Source organism: Vibrio sp. 10N.261.55.F4 (assembly GCF_041470465.1).
Lineage (GTDB): Bacteria > Pseudomonadota > Gammaproteobacteria > Enterobacterales > Vibrionaceae > Vibrio > Vibrio crassostreae_C.
This window is the reverse complement of the sequence record NZ_JBFRMM010000014.1, coordinates 104,608-127,797: the sequence shown is the minus strand read 5'-3', so window position 1 is coordinate 127,797 and position 23,190 is coordinate 104,608. Positions and strand designations below refer to the sequence as shown.

Below are 23,190 nucleotides of genomic sequence, written 5' to 3'. Positions count from 1 at the left end.
AGGGGATTCTCTCTATGGGCGAGGAATCGCGGTTCTCCATGATTTCCACTCTTCTTCGGCTTGAGGATAGAGATAGAAAGACTGATCTTCGCTTGCCACCGGTTGAAGTTCATTCGTCGGCGGAGTTGAGAATGTAATCCCACCTCTTAACAAGCTGTCTACCGTTCCGGCTTTGATGTTGGCGCCAGACAGACCGATAGAAACATCGACACCCGACACGTTCCAGAACACAGTATTTGCACGGATTAGATACGCGTAGTCTGGTTCTATTTGAATCGTAGAGATGATGCGGTCAGCAAACTCGCCTAACTGAACATCAATAACACTGCCGATTTCTAGCTCACGGAATAGGATAGGCGTGCCTTCAGATACCGAGCCTCGCGTTTCGCTTTGTAGCTGGAATATCTTGCCTTCAGGCTGCACAGGTCCCTTACTAAGCTCAAATTTCGTGTTTCTTTCACCTTTGCCCGGATCTACGTTGATGTGTTTAGAGAGGAGCGCAGAGACGTTTTTGATGCCGTTAAGGCCAATCTCAGGTTCTGCCAACCAGAAGTGACTGTTCGTTACGGCAATCTTGTCGACGTACTCAGGTAAAATACGCGCAGTAATCTCAATACCGCCTTTGTTGAAGTTCGGAATCACCAAAGTAACCTCACCAACAGTGACACCTTGATATTTGATCGCCATACCCTTGCTGACTTCTTGATCGCCAAAAGAGGTGATAGTAATCGCGCGGCCAAATTTTCGAGCGGATTTCGAATCTTTATAAAGCTTCCACACATCGCCGAGTTTGTTGTCGATTCCTGGCAGAGAGTCAAAAGCAATACCGCCTTGGATAAGAGTTTTAACTGGCGCCGCTTTAATGCTGATACCCGATAGCGACGCATCAACCTCAACGCCTGAACGGTTCCAGAAAACAGTGTGCTTGTTGAGTAAGTGCGTGTAACGATTTTCGATTGTGACTTTGATTCTTACGCCACCGTCTGCAAGCTGATAATCAGAAATATTACCCACTTGTAGGTTGCGGTAGAGGAGTGGGCTGCCTTTAGAAATTGAAGGTAACTCACTGGCAAACAAAGAAAGTGTCTTTGAACCAGACTGATTAAACTTAGCAATTTCTGCTAACGATTTACTTTGGAAAAGTTGGTAGTCCGTTCGAGCTTCAGATTTACCTTCACTCACAAAGCTAATCGAGCCGGTAAGAAGCTGTTTTGCTGGTGGGACCGTAACACTCAAGCCTGATTCGGTTAGCTCTGCAGTCGCACTACCTGTCACAAAGAAACGGTTGTGGCTTTTGATAAGGTGCGCGTACTCATTATCGATAAGTGCATCCATGAAGACTTCGTGTTTATCAGAGCCCGTACCAACACCATCAACTAATCCCACATGGATGATAGAGCCAACGGCAATGCCTTTGTAGAGAAGTTGTGTACCGACATCTAACCCGAACGAATTGTTCGACGTTAAGCGAATCGCAACGGATTTCTCTTGTTCCTGACTGAATTCATTTTTGCGGATTGCAGTAAATCGACGCGCCTTTTCACCTTCACCCGGTACCAAGGTTAAAAAGTTACCTGTCACTAAATTGGCAATGTTTTTCATGCCAGTAAGCGACAATTCAGCCTCTTCTAGAACGAATTTACTGCCGCTGTTTAAAAAGTCACTGAATGCCGGTTGGATAGCGGCAGATGCAACGACGTTTTCACGCCCTTCACTTAGCGATAAATCAGTGATTTGACCGATTTCAATGCCGCGATACATGATCGGAGCACCCGTTGCACTGATTTTATTATCATCGGGAACGGCAATCTTGATAGAGATACCTCGACCCGCTGTTTTCAGATCTGGGTAGAGTTTGAACTTAGTATTCATCTCAACCGGTTGGCCTTCTCCTGGAGAGTCGACCGCAATTGAACCGCCAAGCAATGCACTTAGGCTCTCTAAGCGAACATCAACACCAGAAAAGCCAATACTGGCACCTAAGCCACTTACATTCCAAAAACGGCTTTGATCGGTAATGATATGGCTGTATTCATCTTTAATTGACGCTTGAATGGTTACGGATTTAGCGTTGTCGTTTAGCTGGTAGTTGTAAACCTCACCAATGGGGATTTTACGATAAACGATTTGAGAGCCAACAGACACACCACCCAGATCTTTGGTCGTCAGTGAAATATTCAAACCTTCAGAAGCCAGCAAATCAGAAGGGGACGACTCTAAAGCCTGAAAAACGGTTTCTGGCTCTTCTTTAGTTTCGCTAGGGTGTATAGCGATATAGTTACCTGAAACAAGTGCATCTAACCCAGAGATACCAGACAAACTGGCCGTTGGCTTTACGAGCCAAAAACGTGTGCCTTTTGATAGTAGTTTCTTCGCTTCTGGGTAGATGTCAGCATCGACATAGATGCTCGATAGATCTTTGGATAAGGTGATGTCGCGCACCATACCCACCTCTAAGCCTTGGTAACGAATCGTTGTTCGACCTGCGACTAAACCTGCGGCATCTGAAAAGTATATCTGAACACGTTGGCCTGCATCGTGGATCGATTTCATGACCAACCAACCGGCTAATGCGACGGTTAATATCGGCAGAATCCACAAAGGTGAGATGCCTTTGTTTTTCCTTACTTCTGGTGAATATGACGTTTGTGATTGGTTATCGTTGTTCATTCACTGACTCATCTTTAGAGGTGTAGTTATCCCAAATTAGCCTAGGATCTAAGCTTTCCGCTGCTAGCATCGTGAGAACAACCACGACGCCAAAAGCGACTGCACCATAACCTGGTGTAAAGTTTAAAATTTGTCCGCGGTCGACCAAGGTCATCATGATCGAAATAACGAATAGATCCATAACCGACCATTTTCCCACCCATTTCACGATGAAATAGATGGTCATACGTTGTCTGTGGTAAATCGTACGCTTCATCTTGATACAGATTAAGATGTACGCGAGGCCCAGTATTTTCGCGACGGGAACGACGATACTGGCAATGAAAATGATCGCTGCAATGCCATACATATCGCTATTTATTAGCGACGCGACACCGGAAATTATTGTGTCTTCTAGCCTTTGTCCGTTGGTGATAAGGATAGAAATCGGAATGACGTTGGCTGGCACAATAGCCACTGATGCGGCAAACAACAGTGCCCATGTCTTCTGTATAGAGTAGGGCTTGCGGTGGTATAAGTCATGGTGACAACGCACGCAAGTATGCCCATCCGGTTGAGATAGGTGGCAGTTGTGACAGTGTACGTTCTTACTTTCAGTAAATGAGTAGTCAGATTCTTTTGTCCAAGCTTCCCAGTAGCGACGCACGCTGATGCGGCTTACCAACAATACACTGAAAAGCTGCAGAAGAATGAGGCCAACCAATCCAGGGCCGACAAAAATATCTGAGTAATCTTGCAGTTTGAAACATGAGACCGCCAAACTTACCAGAAACACATCCAACATCATCCAATGTTTTAATGTCTGGATGATGGCTAACGCATACCTAAATGGTGTAAAAAATTTGAATCGCAATGATAAATGGGTAATGAGTACCGATGTACACACGAGCAACGGAGCGATCGAACTGCAGAACAGGATCAGTAAGCCAAGCAGAGGGAAGCCTTCACCCATTAAAGTAAAGACGCCGGATGGTAATGTAGCAGGTATCATGACACCAATCAGGCGAATACTGATGAATTCAAAAAAGTGCGAGGGGATAAACAGCAATAAGCAGGTAATCGCAATTGCTAGGTTTCCAGAGAGGCTAGGGGTCCCGCCTCTATAAAGCTGAGTACCACACCTTGGACAGTAAGCAGATTTCCCCAAAGGGATGTCCATTTTATCTACGGGAAGCTCGCAGCCCTGACAAAGACGCACTGAGCTGCTATCGCATTGATGCTTCGTTGATAAAAGGGTGGTAACGGATGGGGAGGTCACGCGACCTCCCAAGTTGAAACGTTAGTCAGACTCGATGCCCGACTTAAAGACTCAGAACTATAAACATCAGGCGTGCGATTGCACACTGCCGTAGAGTGTTTGATAAAGTCCTTGTTGTTCAACCAATTCACCATGTGTTCCCGTCTGTGTGACTTGCCCATCTTCTAAAACATAGATTAGATCGGCTTGTTTCACCGCTGATAATCGATGAGCCACTATCAAAGTTGTGCGATCTTTCAAAAACTCGCTCAACGCTTTATGCAGTGCTGACTCTGTTGCTGTATCGAGTGCAGATGTCGCTTCATCAAGAATAACAAACTTAGGATTGCTCAGCACCATACGAGCTATTGCTAAGCGTTGTCGTTGACCACCAGACAGTCGAACGCCATTCCTACCAATTTGTGTATCTAAGCCATTGCTCAGTTGCTTGATGACATCTTGCATTTGAGCGACTTCAAGCGCACGCCACAACGACATTTCGTCGTATTCAGCACCAAGGGTCAGATTATGCCTTAATGTATCGTTAAAGAGTATAGGTTGTTGTAAAACAACGGCAATTTGATTGCGTATTACATCAAAGCTGATGTCATCGGTTGTTTCACCGTTATAGCGAATGCAACCTGAGTCTGCTTGGTAAACCCCAATCAGCAACTGGATTAACGTAGATTTACCCCCTCCACTCGCACCGACCAAAGCGACCTTTTTACCTGCAGGGATGTGCAGCGATAGCCTATTTAAAACAGTGTTTTCTAATGTGTAAGAGAATGTAACGTCTTCGATGTCAACTGTCACTTCTTGATCTTCAGTAAATGGGTTCACTTTACTGATAGGGCGCTTCTCTTCTTCTAACTGAAGAAGATCGTTGATGCGTTGCAGTGCCGCTTTCGCGCTATACCAAGAGAATTGAATCCCTAGTAGCTCTTGGACCGGGCCTAACATGAACCACAAGTAGCCAAATACCGCGAAAATCTGACCAATGGTTAAGTCACTGAATAACACCATTAGCATAGCGACGGCACGGAAAAGCTCGAAACCTAGTAAGAACAGCAGAAACGAAACACGGCCAGCAGCTTCAGATTGCCAAGCGTATTTGTCGGCATCGATTCTTACTTGGTTTGCTTGAACCTTAAGCTCATCGAGAAAGATACGCTCTTTATTCGCCGCGCGCAGTTGGTAAATGCCATCTAAGGTTTCCACCAAACGGTTTTGAAAGCGCTCAAAAGATTGGTTTTCGTATTTCTTAAGGTGTTTGACCCTGCTGCCTAGTTTACGGGAGAAATAAATCACAACAGGATTGACCAGTAAAATGAACAACCCTAAACGCCACTCTAGCCACAACAGCACGATCGCTGTACCGAACACGGTCAGGAAGCTGATGATAAATTTAGAAAGAGTCGAGCCAATGAACTTATCTATTGTCTCTATGTCTGTTATTAGGTGGGCGTTGATACCGCCGCTGCCTTTGGTTTCGTATTGTCTAATACTGATGCGACCAAGCTTATCTATCATCTTGCTGCGCATTTGATAGGTAATTGTTTTGGACACAAGCGTAAACTGACGCCCTTGCAGAATGTTCAACGCTTGGCTAACGGAGCGCATGATAATCACTAACAACAAAGTTAGTGCTATATAGCCAGTCGGTGTTTGTAATGAAGATGGAAGTAGGTGGTTCATCATCTCTAAGCCTGAAGCGGGCTTATCGAGTAATACTTCATCAACCATTAATGGCATGAGCAACGGGATAGGGACACTAATGAGAGTTGCAAATATGGCAATAATGTTAGCAAACAGTAATTTGGACTTGTGTTTTTTTACTTGAGTTATTAACCAAGAACGGCTAATAGTGTCTTCTGAATTGTTCATTGTAATGAGAATAAGTCCTATTTAGTTTGATGGCCGCATTCTACTGCGTTCTCTTGATAATGGAAGTCTCAATTTAATTGGAAGTTAATATGAAAATAGAACATTACCAACGCTTAACCAAACAAGCCGTTGCATTAATTGAATCAGAAACCGATCTAACTGCTAATCTTGCTAATATCAGTTCATTATTATTCATGGAATTGGATGACTTGAATTGGGCGGGTTTCTATTTAATGAAGCAGGATTTAGCTAAGGAAAAAGACGAACTTGTACTGGGCCCTTTCCAAGGTCAACCTGCTTGTGTTCGAATTCCGGTCGGGCGTGGTGTGTGTGGAACTGCGGTTGCGACGAATACAGTTCAGCGCATTCATGATGTTCATGAGTTCGAAGGTCACATCGCTTGTGACGCTGCAAGTAACTCAGAAATCGTTATTCCGTTCTCGATTGGCGGAAAAATCGCGGGCGTTCTTGATATTGATAGCCCAAATGTTGGTCGTTTTTCTCAAATTGACGAGGACGGATTGACATTTTTCATGGCAGAAGTGGAAAAGCTGCTTAATTCGCACGCGAACAAGGCATAAATTATTCTCTTACTGTGGTTTTTCCCAAGCATCTCTCTATAATACGTAAAAATATTTTCTTAATGCTCGCGGAAAACCGCAAAAACCAGGAACCCACATGGAAAACACTGAAAAGTTAAAAAACAGCAAAGAAGTTATCGCATATATTGCTGAATGTTTCCCTAAATGCTTTACTCTAGAAGGTGAAGCGAAGCCACTTAAAATTGGTATTTTTCAAGATCTTGCTGAACGTCTAAATGAAGACGAAAAAGTAAGTAAGACTCAGCTTCGTGCAGCGTTAAGACAGTACACATCATCATGGCGTTACCTGCACGGCGTAAAAGCTGGCGCAGAACGTGTTGACCTAGACGGCAACGCGTGTGGCACACTAGAAGAAGAGCACGTTGAACACGCTAAAGCTACACTTGCAGAAAGCAAAGCGAAAGTTCAGGCTCGTCGTAAAGAACAAGCACAAAAAGCTCGTGAAGAAGGCAAAGCGAAACCTAAGGCGAAGAAAGCTCAACAGCCTCGTCGTCAAGCGCCTAAAGCACCAAAAGTAGAAAAGCCTGTAGAAACACGCGCTTTGAACGCTGACGAATTCATCGCTGGCAAAGAAGTAAATGTGAACATGGGTAAAGGAAACATGGCTGCGACCATTGTTGAAATCAATAAGGAAGATGTGCGTGTTCAGTTAGCAAACGGCCTACAAATGGTTGTTAAAGCGGAGCACTTGCGCGCTTAAAGGAGATACTCCTACGCATGAAATGCCGTTCAAAATTGACACTGATTGCTGCTAGCTTTTGGCTAGCAGCTTCAGCTCAGGCTCTTGAAGCCAAATTAGATCAGGACGATTTACCTCTACTCGCTCCTGAGGTCCAACACGAAACTGCTAGTAAACGTGTTACTTCTCGATTTACTCGTTCTCACTATAAACACTTCAATCTCAACGATGATTTCTCTCAAGCTATCTTTAATCGTTACTTAGAGATGCTGGATTATAATCGTAATATCTTCACTCAAGCTGATATTGAATCTTTCGCTGCGTCATCTACACAAATTGATGATCAACTGAAAGCAGGCAATAACCAGATTGCATTCGATGTTTATAATTTGTCTATGCAGAAGCGTTTTGAACGTTTTCAATATGCATTGTCTTTGCTAGATACAGAGATTAAGTTTGATACCGATGAAAGTATTGAGCTCAATCGTAGTGAAGCGGAATGGCCAAAAGATATCGCTGAAGTGAATGAGCTTTGGAGAAAACGCGTTAAATACGATGCGTTGAATCTAAAACTTACTGGTAAAGAGTGGCCAGAGATTCAAGAAGTTTTGGAAAAGCGTTACAACAATGCGATGAAGCGTATTACGCAATCGCACAACGAAGATGCTTTCCAAATCTACATGAACGCATTCGCGCGTGAAGTTGATCCGCACACCAGTTACCTTTCTCCAAGAAATGCAGAACAATTCCAATCTGAGATGAATCTATCTCTAGAAGGTATTGGCGCTGTACTTCAGATGACAGACGACTACACCGTTATTCGTTCTTTAGTGGCTGGTGGCCCTGCTTCAAATAGCAAACAATTGAGCGATGGCGACCGTATTGTTGGCGTTGGTCAAGATGGCGAAGAGATTGTTGATGTTATCGGCTGGCGTTTAGACGATGTAGTGCAATTAATTAAAGGACCGAAAGGGACTAAAGTTAAGCTACAGATCTTGCCAGACGGTAAAGATGCAAAAAGTCACGTTGTCACAATTGTACGCGATAAGATTCGTTTAGAAGACCGCGCTGTTAAATCAGAAGTTATCGAGAAAGATGGCAAGAAGATTGGTGTACTCGAAGTACCTAGTTTCTATGTTGGTCTTTCTAAAGATACCGATAAACTGATCACCGAGCTTAAAGAGCAAGGTGTTGAAGGTATTATTGTTGATCTGCGAAACAATGGCGGTGGTGCACTAACGGAAGCAACCGAACTCTCTGGTTTATTTATCAAAGAGGGGCCTGTTGTTCAGGTTCGTGATAGCTACGGTCGTGTCAAAGTGAACAGCGATACTGATGGTGAAATCAGTTACCAAGGTCCGTTAACGGTATTGGTGAATCGCTACAGTGCTTCGGCATCTGAGATCTTTGCAGCAGCGATGCAGGATTACGGTCGTGCAATCATCCTAGGTGAAAACTCTTTCGGTAAAGGTACGGTACAACAACATCGTTCTTTGAATCATATCTATGATTTGTTCGATAAAGAGTTGGGCTACGTTCAATACACAATCCAGAAATTCTACCGAATCAATGGTGGCAGTACGCAAAACAAAGGTGTAGTACCTGATATTGCTTACCCAACGCCAATAGACCCGGCAGATACTGGTGAAAGTGTTGAAGACAATGCTCTACCTTGGGACAGCATTGATAAAGCAAACTACTCAGTGTTACAGCGTAACGATGAGCAAATTGCTGCTTTAACAGCTCAACACCAAGCTCGTATTGCGACAGACATGGAATTTGGCTTTATCGCGCAAGATATTGAAAAATATAAGGCAGATAAAGACGATAACGACCTTTCTTTGAATGAAAAGGTACGTCAGCAAGAGAGCGATGATGCGGATGCGCTTCGTCTAGATCGTATCAATCAACGTCAAAAAGCCGCTAAGTTAGAGGCATTTAAAACGTTGGATGATATTCCAAAAGACTACGAAACCCCGGATGCTTATCTTGATGAATCAGTTGCTATCATGCTGGATATGATCAAGAAATAAACAAAATACCTGTTATAAGGTGATTGTTTAAAGACGTACTATTTGAAAAGCGAGCTTAGGCTCGCTTTTTTTGTACCTGTGTTCTTGCCTCGAATAATGTCATGTTAACGGCATGCTTCCTCGCTTTTTAACTTGCTGCAGAACCACTGTTATTTGATTTTCGGCTGTGAAGTACACTGTAAAAATAACTAAACTTAAGTATTTTTTTTCGAGTGATAATGACATTTAAGTTACTTCGCACTTAAAATTTAGTGACTTAGATCATATTTTTTCGCTTTCTATTCATTACGTGCCTAAGCTTAAAGAAAACGAGGGGACGCTTATGAAATGGATTCTACTATTTTTATCTTGTTTAAGTTTTGTGGCTTTTGGGAGCGAGGTCGCTTCTAGCAGCCAACAATCAAAAAGTGATAGTAATCTATCTCATTTTGACCTTCCTCTGTTGCTTGGTGATTGGTATTTGATGAATCCAGATCCTGAGCAAGGTACTGAAAACTTTAGAGCAATCAAACTTACTCTCGATTCAAATTACTCATTCACTATCGATATCCAAAAGAAAGACTACAGTGTGGATCATTGGGAAGGTTTGTATAACGCCAATGAAGACACGATTATTTTGGGTTTGAATACTTCTGAGCCTCAGGTTTACGCGTACAGTAGTAATCATAATATGCTGAATCTTAACGGTGTTATGTTCACCAAAGCCTTGCCTAACGCCCTAGCTGGAATATGGTCAAGCGCCGAACTGTCTGGAAGCGATTTGCGTGCCAGCAACATTCAAAAAATGGATTTAGTGCTTCAACCAGATTTTATCTTCATGTTCCGAGTGTCCGATGAAGAAGGCGGAGAAGTCATTCGTCGCGGTGTGTATTACACAGAAGGCGATCAACTAGTGTTACTTTATGAGAACGGTGAACACGGCACTCGATATACACTGAACAGCGATGTGTTAACGCTGCAAGGTGAAGAGGGAGATATGTTTGCGGTACTCAATCGCATTCGATAATCGTGAGTTTTAGCAGTAACGGCGTACTCGTTGATAATATTGTGCACAGTTCATTTCTTAGGCGTTCCTGTCTGATTTGATTGATAAAATAGCAAAACATGGAGGCATTTTCTTACAATGCCTCCTTTTTTTAATATTCCCCTTGTTTTATTGGCGCTCAACCTTTAGATATATACAGTTAAAAAATAATTACGTATAACGATCAAAAGGAACCCGTCATGGCACATACACCTCAAGCCAAGTATCGTAAAGATTATCAATCACCATCTCACACGATTTCTGAAATCGATCTTACTTTCGATTTGTACGACTCAGCATCCATTGTTACGGCTGTTTCTAGTGTTAAGCAGGAGAAAGACAGCACGACATTAGTACTTGATGGTGAAGGCTTGAAGTTGGTTTCTGTTTTGGTTGAAGGCAACGAATGGACTCAGTACGAGCAGTCTGAAACTCAACTTACGCTGAATGACCTTCCAAAAGAATTTACTCTAACCATCGTTACCGAAGTTAACCCTGAAGGGAACAGTGCACTTGAAGGCTTGTACAAGTCGGGTGGCGCGTTCTGTACTCAATGTGAAGCTGAAGGTTTCCGCCGTATCACTTACTACATGGATCGCCCAGATGTGTTGGCGAAATTCACTACAACGGTAATTGCAGATAAAGCCGAAAACCCATTCTTATTAAGTAATGGTAACCGTGTAGATGAAGGCGAAGCTGAAAATGGTCGTCACTGGGTGAAATGGCAAGACCCACATCCAAAACCAGCGTACTTGTTTGCTTTAGTTGCGGGTGACTTCGATGTACTTCGTGACGCATACACCACACAATCAGGTCGTAATGTTGACCTAGAAATATTTGTCGACAAAGGCAACCTCGATCGCGCAAACCATGCGATGGTTTCTTTGATTAATTCAATGAAGTGGGATGAAGAACGTTTCAATCTTGAGTATGACTTAGACATCTACATGATCGTAGCCGTTGATTTCTTCAACATGGGTGCGATGGAAAACAAAGGCTTGAACGTATTCAATTCGAAGTTCGTTCTAGCAAACGACCAAACTGCAACGGATACAGATTACCTAGGTATTGAAGCAGTAATCGGCCATGAATATTTCCATAACTGGACCGGTAACCGAGTGACTTGTCGCGATTGGTTCCAGCTGAGCTTGAAAGAAGGCTTAACCGTATTCCGCGACCAAGAGTTCTCATCTGATCTTGGCTCTCGCGCAGTAAACCGAATCAACAATGTTCGTATTATTCGCGGGCCACAATTCGCTGAAGACGCAAGTCCGATGTCTCACCCAATTCGTCCAGAAAAAGTGATAGAAATGAATAACTTCTACACATTGACTGTGTACGAAAAGGGCAGTGAAGTGATCCGAATGATCCACACATTGTTGGGTGAAGACGGTTTCCAAAAAGGCATGACGCTTTACTTCGAACGTCACGATGGTACGGCTGCAACATGTGAAGACTTCGTCGCGGCAATGGAAGATGCGTCGGGCGTTGACTTATCTCAGTTCCGCTTATGGTACAGCCAGTCTGGTACGCCGACGCTGTCTGTTGAAAGTAAGTACGACGCAGAGAAGAAACAGTACACGTTAACAACTCGCCAAGTAACAGCGCCAACTCATGAGCAAACGGAAAAGCAGGCTCTGCATATTCCTCTTGATATCGAGCTGTACACAGCTGCGGGTGAAGTTGTTGAGTTACAATGTAACGGTAAGCCAGTTCATAATGTATTAGATGTGAAAGAAGCAGAGCAAACGTTCGTGTTTGAAAACGTTTCTGAGCAACCGATCCCATCATTACTTCGTGAATTTTCTGCGCCAGTGAAATTGGAATATGACTACTCAGATGAAGAACTGATCTTCTTGATGGTGAATGCTCGCAATGAATTCTCTCGTTGGGATGCGGGTCAAATGCTATTAGCGAAGTACATCCGCAGTAACGTGGAGAAAGTTCAGCAGGGTCAAGCGTTTGAGCTTTCTGATTCTGTTGTTGATGCATTCCGTGGCGTACTGCTGAGTGATTCACTAGAGCCTGCGTTTATTGCAGAAATGCTTTCTCTACCAAGCCACAATGAAGTATCGGGTTGGTACGAGCGCGTTGATATTGATGCGGTCGCATCGGTTCTTAACTCAATGAAAGTCACACTAGCTGCAGAACTTGAAGACGAGTTAGCGGCGGTTTATCACAGCCACGCACTAACAGAATACACGGTCGATCACGATTCGATTGGTAAGCGTACTCTACGTAAAGTTTGCTTAAGTTACTTAGCTCATACTGGGCAGGGTAATGACTTGGTTGTTGCGATGTATCAACAAGCGAATAACATGACAGATACGATGGCAGCAATGGGCGCGGCAAACAGTGCACAACTACCATGTCGTGAAACCTTGATGGTGGATTACAGTGACAAGTGGAAACACGATGGTCTTGTTATGGATAAGTGGTTTGCATTGCAAGGTACAAACCCAAGTTCAAACGCACTTGAAGTGATCAAAGCGTCGATGTCGCACCAGGCGTTCAGTTTGAAGAACCCGAACCGTACCCGTAACTTGGTCGGTTCATTCTTAAACATGAACCCGGTTCAATTCCACGACAAGTCTGGTCAAGGCTATGCATTTGCAGGCGAGATCTTACGTGAACTGAACAGCAGCAACCCGCAAGTGGCTTCACGTCTGATTGACCCGCTACTTAAGTTCCGTAAGTACGATGATGAACGCCAAGCTCTGATCAAAAAAGAACTAGAGACGTTAAAGAACATGGACAACCTAGCAAAAGATTTGTTTGAGAAAGTGACGAAAGCACTAGAGGCTTAAGTCAGCGCGCATTCAGGTAACTGTTTGCTAATAAGCGGTTTACTAATAAACTGTTTGCTATAATGAAAGGTCATCAGTGGTAGAGAATATCTGCCACTGATTTTTTGTTTCTGGTTCATCGAATTTTCGATAAGCTAGAGCAGCTTCAAGTTCAGTTTCACCGTCAGACATCTAAAAGTGCCAAAAAACACTGGCACTGTATATTTATACAGGTATCGTATGAATCGCTATATTTTCCAACTTAACATCTCATATCAGCAGTTTTTGGCCAGCTATTCTGGCGCCGCAAGTAAAGTTCAAGTGATAACAACAACAGGTTTACGCTTACAGTTACCTGCAACTCGGTTCAGACCATTTCTTACACAAATAGGGGTTAGAGGGCAGTTTAGGCTGACAACTGACCAAAAAAATAAGTTTATTAAGTTAGAAGCTCTGTAAACCTTGGCGTGCCTAGTGAGTTAAAAGGAATCTTAATCACATAATCAAACATTTCAGCTCTTACCACCTCCAAAACAATTAACTATTTTTCAATAATGCTTTTACAATAAATGAATGCATTACCTTTGCTTAACTCGTTAGTAGAAAAGCGCTCAACGGCACGTTTCAAACACCAGATTAAGTGATCCCCCTAATAATAAAATATAATTCTAATTGTGGAGTGTGACTATGACCGCACGTGAAACTGTGGTTCCAGTTTTACTTGAAAAAGTTTACAAGCTGATTCAAGACAAACTTGACCTTGCTCATCGACCTCTCGTAACTCAACTTGCTCAACACTTGTTTAGTAACGTTTCTCACGACGATCTAACTCAGAGAAACGAATCCGATTTATATGGTGCTGTAGTTAGCTTATGGCATCACATCAATGAAAAGAAAGCCGACGAAATCTCTGTACGCGTATTCAACCCGACGGTAAGTCGTCAAGGTTGGCAGTCTACTCATACTATCGTTGAGATAGTCGTTCCAGACAGTCCATTCCTTGTTGATTCCGTAAAAATGGCATTGACTCGCCTAGACCTTTCTTCTCACCTTATGCTTCATAACCCAACACAAATCTCTCGCTCAGATAAGGGCAGTGTTGTCGGTGTAAGCAATAACGAAGGTGCATTCCAATCGCTTTTCCATATCGAAGTTGACCGTCTGAGTAGTAAAGCTGAAATGACAGCACTTAAAACGGAGTTGCTGGATATCTTTACCGACACTAGCTTAGTCGTGAACGATTGGTTGAAGATGGTTGAAAGACTTGAAGAAGTGACCAATCAAGTTGAACAGCAAAAAGAGAGCATTCCAGTAGACGGCCAGCGCTTTGATGAAACGTTGGCGTTTCTTCGTTGGTTAGGCCAACACAACTTTACATTCATGGGTTATAAGGAATATGACCTAGTTTCAGTTAACGGCGACACTGAACTGCAACCGACCAAGGAGCAAGGTCTTGGTTTGTTTGCGAACTCAGATCGTGTACGTAACGTTAAGCTATCTGAGTTTTCTGATTCGGCACGTCTTGAAGCGAAAAAGCCTTATGTGCTTATCGTAACCAAGGGCAACACGGCTTCACGCATTCACCGCCCAGCTTACAACGATTACATTGGTATTAAGAAGTTCGATAAGAACGGTAAGGTCATTGGTGAGCACCGCTTTACTGGTCTTTACACATCTGCCGTTTATAACCAAACCGTTGAAACGATTCCTCTTGTTCGCGAGAAAGTAGAACGTATTTTGGATGCGAGTGGTTACCGTGAAGGTTCATACTCTTACAAAGCGCTGCACAACATTCTTGAAAACTACCCACGTGATGAACTGCTGCAAGCTCGAGAAGAAGAGCTACTAGAAGTCGGTACGGGCGTAGTACAAATGCAAGATCGCGATCTCCTGCGTTTGTTTGTTCGCAAAGACCCGTTTGGTCGTTTCTTTAGCTGCATGGTTTACGTAACAAAAGATCGTTACAACACTGAGCTTCGTCGCCAAACACAGCGCATCTTGAAACAGTACTTTGGTTGTGAAGAAGAGGTTGAATTTACAACGTACTTCTCTGAAAGTCCGCTAGCAAGAACGCACTATATTGTTCGTGTTGATAACAACAACATGGATGTGGACGTGAAAACAATTGAGCAAAATTTAATGGAAGTATCGTCTACGTGGGATGACCGTCTGTCTGAATCTATCATTGCAAACTTCGGTGAAAGCAAAGGTCTTCCATTGTCGAAAGAGTACATGCGTGCATTCCCACGTTCGTACAAAGAAGACATGATGCCAGGTTCTGCTGTTGCCGACATTGAACGTTTAGAAGCGCTAAGTGAAGACAACAAACTGGGTATGCTTTTCTACCGTCCTCAAGAAGAAGCGGCAGATTCAAAAGCCGTTCGTTTGAAGTTGTTCTACCACAGCGATGAGCCAATTCACCTTTCTGATGTTATGCCAATGCTTGAAAACTTTGGCCTACGCGTTATCGGTGAATCTCCATATGAAGTGCGTAAAACCAACGGTGTGACCTATTGGATCCTTGATTTCTCTATGCTGCACAAGAGCGATAAGACCATTGATCTTCGTGAAGCTCGCGATCTTTTCCAACAAGCCTTTGCGGCAATCTGGGCGGGTGAGTTAGACAGCGATGGTTTCAACCGCTTAGTACTTGGCGCTGGTCTTTCTGGCCGTGAAATCTCAATCTTACGTGCTTATGCTCGTTACATGCGTCAAGTTGGTTTCCCATTCAGCCAACAATACATTGAAGACACATTGTCTCATTACCCAGAATTAGCGAAAGGGCTAGTGAGCCTATTCGGCAAGCGTTTTAACCCGAAACTGAAGGGCAGCGTAAAAGGCCAACAAGATCTTATTAAGAAGATCACTGAACAGTTGGATCATGTAGAAAGCTTGGATGATGATCGTATCATTCGTCGCTACATGGAAATGATCACTGCAACGCTTCGTACTAACTACTACCAAGTAGACGAGAATAAGCAGTCTAAACCTTGGTTGGCTCTGAAAATGAGACCAAGCGAGATTCCAGATATCCCTGCGCCGGTTCCTGCGTTTGAGATCTTCGTTTACGCACCAGACATTGAAGGTGTGCATTTACGTGGCGGTAAAGTAGCACGCGGTGGTTTACGTTGGTCAGACCGTCAAGAGGACTTCCGTACTGAGATTCTAGGCCTAGTTAAAGCGCAACAAGTTAAGAACACGGTTATCGTACCGGTTGGTGCTAAAGGTGGTTTCGTTTGTAAGCGTCAACACATGATGTCTGGCCGAGACGAGATCTTTGCTGAAGGTCAACGTTGTTACAAGCGCTTCATCCGTGCATTGCTAGACGTTTCAGACAACATCATTGAAGGTGAGGTTATCCCACCTAAGAGCGTTGTTCGTCACGATGAAGATGACCCATACTTGGTTGTTGCAGCCGATAAAGGCACCGCGACATTCTCAGATCTAGCGAACTCAGTAGCTGAAGAGTACAACTTCTGGCTAGGTGATGCGTTTGCATCGGGTGGCTCTAACGGTTACGACCACAAAGCCATGGGTATCACGGCGAAAGGTGGCTGGGAATCGGTTAAACGTCACTTCCGCGAAATGGGTATTAACTGTCAAAGCACAGACTTCACTGCCATTGGTGTGGGTGATATGGCGGGTGACGTATTTGGTAACGGTATGCTGCTATCTAAGCACATTCGCTTGCAAGCTGCGTTTAACCACATGCACATCTTCATTGACCCGAATCCAGAATCAGCATCAAGCTGGGTAGAGCGTGACCGTCTGTTTAATCTGCCTCGTTCAAGTTGGGAAGATTACAATAAAGACCTGATTTCTCAAGGTGGTGGCATCTTCTCTCGCCGAGCGAAGTCTATCTCTTTGACACCTGAAATTCAGAAAATGCTGGGTACCAAGAAAGCATCAATGGCACCAAACGACTTGATCAAAGCGATCTTGTCTATGAAAGTTGATCTACTTTGGAACGGCGGTATTGGTACTTACGTTAAGTCTTCTAGTGAGACTCATACCGATGTGGGTGACCGTGCAAATGACGTGCTACGTATCGATGGCCGTGACCTGAAAGCTAAGGTTGTTGGTGAAGGCGGTAACTTGGGTATGACTCAATTGGGTCGTATTGAATACGCTCTAACGGGCGGTCGAGTTAATACTGACTTTGTCGATAACGTTGGTGGTGTAGATTGCTCGGATAACGAAGTTAACATTAAGATCTTCTTGAATGGCTTGGTGTCTAATGGTGATCTTACCGTTAAGCAACGTAACCAAGTTCTTGAATCTATGGAAGATGAAGTAGGTGAAATCGTACTAGACGACGCTTACTGCCAAGCTGAGTCTATCTCTGTTACTGAGCATCAAGGTGTAGGCTTAGTGAAAGAGCAAATCCGCTTTATCCACACAATGGAAAAAGCCGGGTACTTAGACCGTGGTTTGGAATACATCCCAGATGACGAAACGCTGCTAGAACGTGAGAAGCAGGGCCAAGCACTAACAAGACCAGAGCTATCAGTATTGATCGCTTACGGTAAAATGGTTCTAAAAGAAGATCTTGTGAGTGATGACATTGCGAATGATGAGTTCCATGCTCAACAACTGATGCAATACTTCCCAACAGAGTTACGCCGTAACTACTCTCAGCACATGGATAACCATCCACTTCGTGCAGAGATCATTGCGACTGCGCTTGCTAACCAAATGGTTAACGAGATGGGCTGTAACTTCGTGACTCGCTTGCAAGAAGAGACGGGCGCGAACATTGTTGATATTGCGAATGCTTACGCGGCATCACGTGAAATCTACGGCCTGGGTAAGGTATTGAAGAGCATCCGTGAACTGGACAACATCTCAAGTTCTGAAGCTCAATACGAATTGCTTTACCATGTACGTCGTACGCTTCGTCGTCTAGCACGCTGGTTGCTAAGAAACCGTACCGGTAAACAGTCAGTGAATGCATTGATTGAGCTTTACCAAGGTGATGTCGTCGCAATTACTGAGAAGCTGGATGAAAACCTAGTGGCTTCAGAAGTAGAAGAGCATCAAGCAATGGCTCAAGTATGGATTGACCAAGGTGTAAACGCTGAGCTGGCTAATTCAGTGGCTCGTTTGTCTAGCCTGTACTCAGCACTGGATATATCTACAGTGGCTCGTGAAACAGGTAAAACAGTACAGCAAGCGTCTAAGCTTTACTTCAACCTAGGCGATCGTTTGTCACTGCACTGGTTCTTGAAGCAAATCAATGGCCAAGCTATAGACAACAACTGGCAAGCACTGGCGCGTGCAGCATTCAGAGAAGATCTGGATTGGCAGCAACGCCAGTTAACTGGTCAAGTACTTAACTGTGGTTGTGCTTCAGATATCGATGTGATTAAAGCGCTTGATGACTGGATGGAAAGTAACTCTGTTTCTCTACATCGTTGGGAAAGCATCCTAAACGAATTCAAAGTAGGTTCTGTTCATGAGTTTGCTAAGTTCTCAGTAGCACTGCGTGAATTGATGCTGTTGAATCTAAACTGCATGTCAAAAGACTAGTTACTAGATAAGACGAAAAAGTATAAGGGCAGGCCAAAAGGTCTGCCTTTTTCGTTTCGGTAAAGTGGAAACAATAGGCCTAACGACTTTTGAAGAACAAACTTCGACGCAAACGTTGTTTGTTGTTAAGTGACCTGATGGCTGTACTAAGGTTGAGATTAGAAATGGCTTAATAACTTGAAGAAACGATAACGTTTGCTTAATAATGAACCTCATTCGTTAGCAAACTTGATTATCTTACCCTTACAGACAGTAATAGATTGAATAGTTGGGTAAATAAGTAAATAATAGCGCCCCGTTTACACGGGGCTTTTTTCTATCGGAGGCACAATGCTTTACCGTCTAGCCAGAACTGGCTTTTTCCAACTTGATGCCGAAAAGGCACATGATCTTGCAATTCAAAATTTCAAGCGCTTCACAGGCACACCTATTGATCTTTTGTATCGCCAACAATTACCTCACCGACCTGTAGAGTGCATGGGTCTTACTTTTAAAAACCCAGTTGGCCTTGCTGCTGGCCTAGATAAAAACGGCGAATGTATTGATGCATTTGGCGCAATGGGTTTTGGTTTCGTAGAAGTAGGAACAGTGACTCCGCGTCCGCAAGCGGGTAACGACAAACCTCGTTTATTCCGTCTTGTTGAAGCTGAAGGTATCATCAACCGCATGGGTTTTAACAACCTAGGCGTCGACAACCTTGTTGAGAATGTTAAGAAGTCGAACTGCGATGGCATCTTAGGCATCAACATCGGTAAGAATAAAGACACACCAATTGAAAAGGGCGCTGAAGATTACTTGATCTGTATGGAGAAGGTATATCAATACGCTGGTTACATTGCTGTGAACATCTCTTCACCAAACACTCCAGGACTTCGTTCTCTACAATACGGCGAAGCTCTAGACGATCTATTGTCTGAACTGAAAACGAAACAATCTGAACTGGAAGAGAAGCATGGTAAATATGTTCCTCTTGCTCTTAAGATTGCTCCGGATCTAAGCGACGACGAAATTCGCCAAATTTGTGAATCATTGATCAAAAATAAGATCGATGGTGTGATCGCAACAAACACAACATTGGATCGTTCAATCGTTGAAGGTATGAAACATTGTGATGAAGCGGGTGGCCTAAGTGGACGTCCTGTTCAATCTCGTAGTACTGAAGTAGTTCGTAAACTTCACGAAGAGCTGGGTGACAAACTGCCGATCATTGGAGTAGGTGGTGTTGACTCGTATGTTGCTGCAAAAGAGAAAATGATGGCAGGCGCTAAGCTTGTACAAGTTTACTCTGGTTTCATTTACAAAGGTCCAGGCCTTGTAGGTGACATCGTTAAAAATCTTTAAACGGCAAGACGCTTTTATTTCTGAAAAGCGACAATCTGGCATCGTCTTAATAAAAGAGACACTGTAACTCACTGAGTTGTAGAGAAAAGCGACAAGAAAGAGGAATTCATTTCCTCTTTTTTTTTGCCTATTGCTCAGTAAAATTACTGTAATTGAAGGTAATTTTGCGTTTTACCTAATGGAATGGTTCAACAGTGTGAGACGAAATGATGCTTAAACCTAGCGATACATGGAGTTGGTATTACGATGAGCAGCAATGTTCATTAATGCTAAACCTCGGAGAGGATATGATTTTCAAAACGAATCTGGTCCGCAATAAGCTGGTGGACTGCGCGTTTCGAGATAATGAATTCACCGTTGATGACGCATCTTCATACCAAACCTTCAAAGAACAAATTTCTGGCTTAGAACTGTCTGAGCCTCGTCAAGCTGAATTAGCACTCTATTGTGTGGCAGCAAAGCGTTTCCATAAGCCTGTACAGCCTAAGAGTTGGTTCTTCGACTCACAAGGTACTGGCCATGAATATCCTCAAGAAGGGGATATTGTACAAATGAATAACGAGCATAGCTTAGGGTATTTCATTGTATTAGAAGTGGGAGAGTGTGCGAGCCTATGTGCATTTGTTGACCTAGAAGAGTTCCTGTTAACGCCTTCAAAAGGACTGCGATTTGGAGACTCAATCAAGGTGATGCACGATAGAATGGTAGACGCGAACGCTATCCTTCATCAGACACACATAGCGATGGTAGGTTAACCTCTAATCTAGCACATCATTTCAACCACGCATCGCAGCACACAAACGTATAAACCTTCCTCAGAATCGGCTCATTAGCCGATTTTTTTGTGCCTAAAAAACCTCATCCTGATAAATACATCACGGCTTAACCATTTAAATAGTGAACTTACGACTATTTTTTCACCTTAATTTCTGCCCGTTTTCATCGCCAGAAGAGTAAATCTACCGTCTTTATTCCCTGTTTTTGGTCTTTTGTAGCTAAATTTCATCCATAAATCTCCTTTGGTATATACCAATTTTGAGGTGAATATAAATTCACATTGCTACTTTGGTTAATAAGTGGTCAGAAATGAAGTTGGTTTGATAGGTCTTATGTTCTAAGGGGATGTGGGTAAGCGATCGCTTCAACACTGTGCATTTGCTAGCCAGTTAGTCGAAAGATTCAATGAAAAGACGTGTTTAGTGTGATGCTCTAGTTACAAATTCAGGTATAATCGAACTCATTTTTATCAATAAAAGAACACTATGAATCAATATCTAGCGGTTACCTCAAACGGCCTTGAGAATTTATTAGTTGAAGAACTAACCCAACTAGGGATTACAAACGCAAAACCTGTTCAAGCAGGTGTTAAATTCAAAGCGACCAATGAGCAAATTTATCGTTGTTGTTTGTGGAGCCGTTTGGCTTCTCGATTTGTACGTGTCCTTTCTGAATTCACTTGTATGGACGACATGGATTTGTACCTATCAACCACTGCGGTTAACTGGGTAAATCAATTCCATAGCTCTAAGCGTTTTGTTGTTGACTTCAATGGTACGAACAACGAAATCCGTAATAGCCAATACGGTGCGATGAAAGTAAAAGATGCCGTTGTTGATTGCTTTGAGAAGAAGTCTTTACCTCGTCCTTCTATTAGCAAAGAGAACCCAGACATTCGTATCCACGTTCGTTTACACCGTGATAAAGCGATTCTTGGTGTTGATATGGTAGGTAGCGGTCTTCACCAACGTGGTTACCGTCCTGAATCAGGTCGAGCACCACTACGTGAAACTCTTGCTGCCGCGATTCTTCTTCGTAGTGGTTGGGACGCAACTAAGCCTTTCCTAGATCCAATGTGTGGTTCAGGTACGTTAGTGATTGAAGCGGCGATGATGGCTGCAAACATGGCTCCAGGTGTTAAACGTCAGAAGTGGTGTTTTGAATCACTAGAAGATTTCGAACCAGAGCTATGGGCTGAAGTGAAAGCTGAAGCGAACGTTCAAGGTCGTCGTGGTGTTAAGAAAGTGGAATGTAAGTTCTATGGCTACGACAATGATGAACGTATGATCAAAACAGCGCGTGACAATGCTCGTCGTGCCGGTGTTGAAGAGTTGATTGAATTCGAAGTAGGCGATGCTGCAAAGCTTAAGCGTCCTACAGAGTTTACTGATGGTGTGATTGTTTCTAACCCGCCTTACGGTGAACGTCTTGGTACCGAGCCGGGTCTTATTGCACTTTACACAGCATTCGGTGCACAGCTCAAAGCTGAATTTGGTGGCTGTAACGCATCTATCTTCTCTAGCTCAGACGAGCTACTAAGCTGCTTACGCATGCGTGCAGATAAACAGTTCAAGTTGAACAACGGTGCGTTACCGTGTCACCAAAAGAACTACTCAATTTCAGATCGCCCGATGTCAGAGCGTCCATCAGGCGAGCAAGAACAATTGATTGCACCTGATTTCGCGAACCGTCTTAAAAAGAACATCGGTAAAATTGGCAAGTGGGCTAAGAAAGAGCAATTAGATTGCTACCGTATCTACGACGCTGACCTACCAGAATACAATGTAGCGATTGATGTGTACCCAGGTCACCTTGTGATTCAAGAATACGCAGCGCCTAAAGATGTACCGGAAGAGAAGGCAAAACGTCGCTTAACCGATATCATCCGTGCTTCTATTCAAGTAACAGGCGTAGAAGCAAACAACGTTGTGCTTAAAGTTCGTCAGAAACAGAAAGGCCGTTCTCAATACCAGAAATTGGCTCAAGACTCATCGAACTTAGAAGTGAACGAGTATGGCGTTAAGCTGATTGTTAATCTTCATGATTACCTAGATACCGGGTTGTTCCTAGATCATAAGATCACTCGTCGTCGTATCGGTGAGATGGCCGCAGGTAAGGATTTCCTAAACTTGTTTGCTTATACAGGAAGTGCATCTGTTCATGCTGCTGTGGGTGGTGCTCGTTCTACAACTACTGTTGATATGTCTAATACCTACCTAGAGTGGGCGAAAGAGAACATGGAGCTTAACGGTCGTGTTGGTCGTCAACATCAGTTTGTTCAAGCTGACTGTCTACAATGGCTAGCTAAAGAGCAGGGTTCTTATGATCTGATCTTTATCGATCCACCTACGTTCTCTAACTCAAAGCGTATGGATCAATCTTTCGATGTTCAACGTGATCACATTCAGCTGATGGAAAACCTTAAACGTCTTCTTCGTGAAGAAGGCACGATTGTGTTCTCTAACAACAAGCGTCACTTCAAAATGGACTTGGAAGCTCTAGATGAGTTAGGTCTTAAGGCTCAGAATATCTCAGCGAAGACACTTCCATTGGACTTCTCTCGCAATAAGCACATTCATAACTGCTGGTTGATTACACATAAGTAGTTAAGAGATCGTATAAGGATAT

13 protein-coding genes are annotated in these 23,190 nt (G+C 43.5%); 10 read left to right on the top strand and 3 right to left on the bottom strand.

Translation table 11 applies throughout. The features are described 5' to 3' along the window. Positions 1-12 precede the first annotated feature (12 nt). The 3 genes from AB4249_RS08250 to AB4249_RS08240 are packed head-to-tail and all read right to left on the bottom strand — an operon-like array spanning position 13 to position 5,791. A complete protein-coding gene (locus AB4249_RS08250) occupies positions 13-2,670 on the bottom strand; it encodes an MlaD family protein (protein WP_372102808.1) in 2,658 nt (885 codons plus the stop codon). Further along, positions 2,657-3,940 (bottom strand): PqiA/YebS family transporter subunit, encoded by a 1,284-nt coding sequence (locus AB4249_RS08245; protein WP_372102806.1) that lies wholly within the window; start codon positions 3,938-3,940, stop codon positions 2,657-2,659. The genes AB4249_RS08250 and AB4249_RS08245 overlap by 14 nt, the downstream gene beginning before the upstream one ends. A 54-nt stretch (positions 3,941-3,994) precedes the next feature. Continuing rightward, on the bottom strand, positions 3,995-5,791 hold the full coding sequence (locus AB4249_RS08240; RefSeq protein WP_017059690.1) for an ABC transporter ATP-binding protein: 1,797 nt from the start codon (positions 5,789-5,791) through the stop codon (positions 3,995-3,997). Between the two features lie 89 nt (positions 5,792-5,880). On the opposite strand from AB4249_RS08240, the gene AB4249_RS08235 reads away from it, so the two are divergent. The 10 genes from AB4249_RS08235 to rlmKL all read left to right on the top strand — a co-directional run bounded on the left by AB4249_RS08235 (position 5,881) and on the right by rlmKL (position 23,168). Then, positions 5,881-6,372 (top strand): GAF domain-containing protein, encoded by a 492-nt coding sequence (locus AB4249_RS08235; RefSeq protein ID WP_017059689.1) that lies wholly within the window; start codon positions 5,881-5,883, stop codon positions 6,370-6,372. 97 nt (positions 6,373-6,469) lie between these two features. Next, positions 6,470-7,093, top strand: coding sequence for an RNA chaperone ProQ (gene proQ, locus AB4249_RS08230; RefSeq protein ID WP_017057223.1), 624 nt, complete (start codon positions 6,470-6,472; stop codon positions 7,091-7,093). Between the two features lie 17 nt (positions 7,094-7,110). Continuing rightward, on the top strand, positions 7,111-9,105 hold the full coding sequence (gene prc / locus AB4249_RS08225; protein ID WP_372102804.1) for a carboxy terminal-processing peptidase: 1,995 nt from the start codon (positions 7,111-7,113) through the stop codon (positions 9,103-9,105). Positions 9,106-9,427: 322 nt separating this feature from the next. Then, positions 9,428-10,111, top strand: a complete 684-nt coding sequence (locus AB4249_RS08220) for a hypothetical protein (protein WP_017630022.1) — start codon at positions 9,428-9,430, stop codon at positions 10,109-10,111. Positions 10,112-10,329: 218 nt separating this feature from the next. Further along, the gene (gene pepN / locus AB4249_RS08215) at positions 10,330-12,936 is read left to right on the top strand and encodes an aminopeptidase N (protein WP_372102802.1); all 2,607 of its coding nucleotides are present in this window, start codon (positions 10,330-10,332) and stop codon (positions 12,934-12,936) included. Positions 12,937-13,155: 219 nt separating this feature from the next. Then, the gene (locus AB4249_RS08210; RefSeq protein ID WP_004733645.1) at positions 13,156-13,374 is read left to right on the top strand and encodes a DUF2835 domain-containing protein; all 219 of its coding nucleotides are present in this window, start codon (positions 13,156-13,158) and stop codon (positions 13,372-13,374) included. A 228-nt stretch (positions 13,375-13,602) separates the two neighbouring features. Continuing rightward, positions 13,603-18,444 (top strand): NAD-glutamate dehydrogenase, encoded by a 4,842-nt coding sequence (locus tag AB4249_RS08205; RefSeq protein WP_372102800.1) that lies wholly within the window; start codon positions 13,603-13,605, stop codon positions 18,442-18,444. Positions 18,445-18,774: 330 nt separating this feature from the next. After that, positions 18,775-19,785, top strand: a complete 1,011-nt coding sequence (gene pyrD / locus AB4249_RS08200) for a quinone-dependent dihydroorotate dehydrogenase (RefSeq protein WP_372102798.1) — start codon at positions 18,775-18,777, stop codon at positions 19,783-19,785. 206 nt (positions 19,786-19,991) lie between these two features. Then, entirely contained in the window at positions 19,992-20,540 is a 549-nt protein-coding gene (locus AB4249_RS08195) for a cell division protein ZapC (protein WP_017063848.1), read from the top strand. A 507-nt stretch (positions 20,541-21,047) separates the two neighbouring features. Beyond that, positions 21,048-23,168 (top strand): bifunctional 23S rRNA (guanine(2069)-N(7))-methyltransferase RlmK/23S rRNA (guanine(2445)-N(2))-methyltransferase RlmL, encoded by a 2,121-nt coding sequence (gene rlmKL / locus AB4249_RS08190; protein ID WP_017059679.1) that lies wholly within the window; start codon positions 21,048-21,050, stop codon positions 23,166-23,168. Positions 23,169-23,190 lie beyond the last annotated feature (22 nt).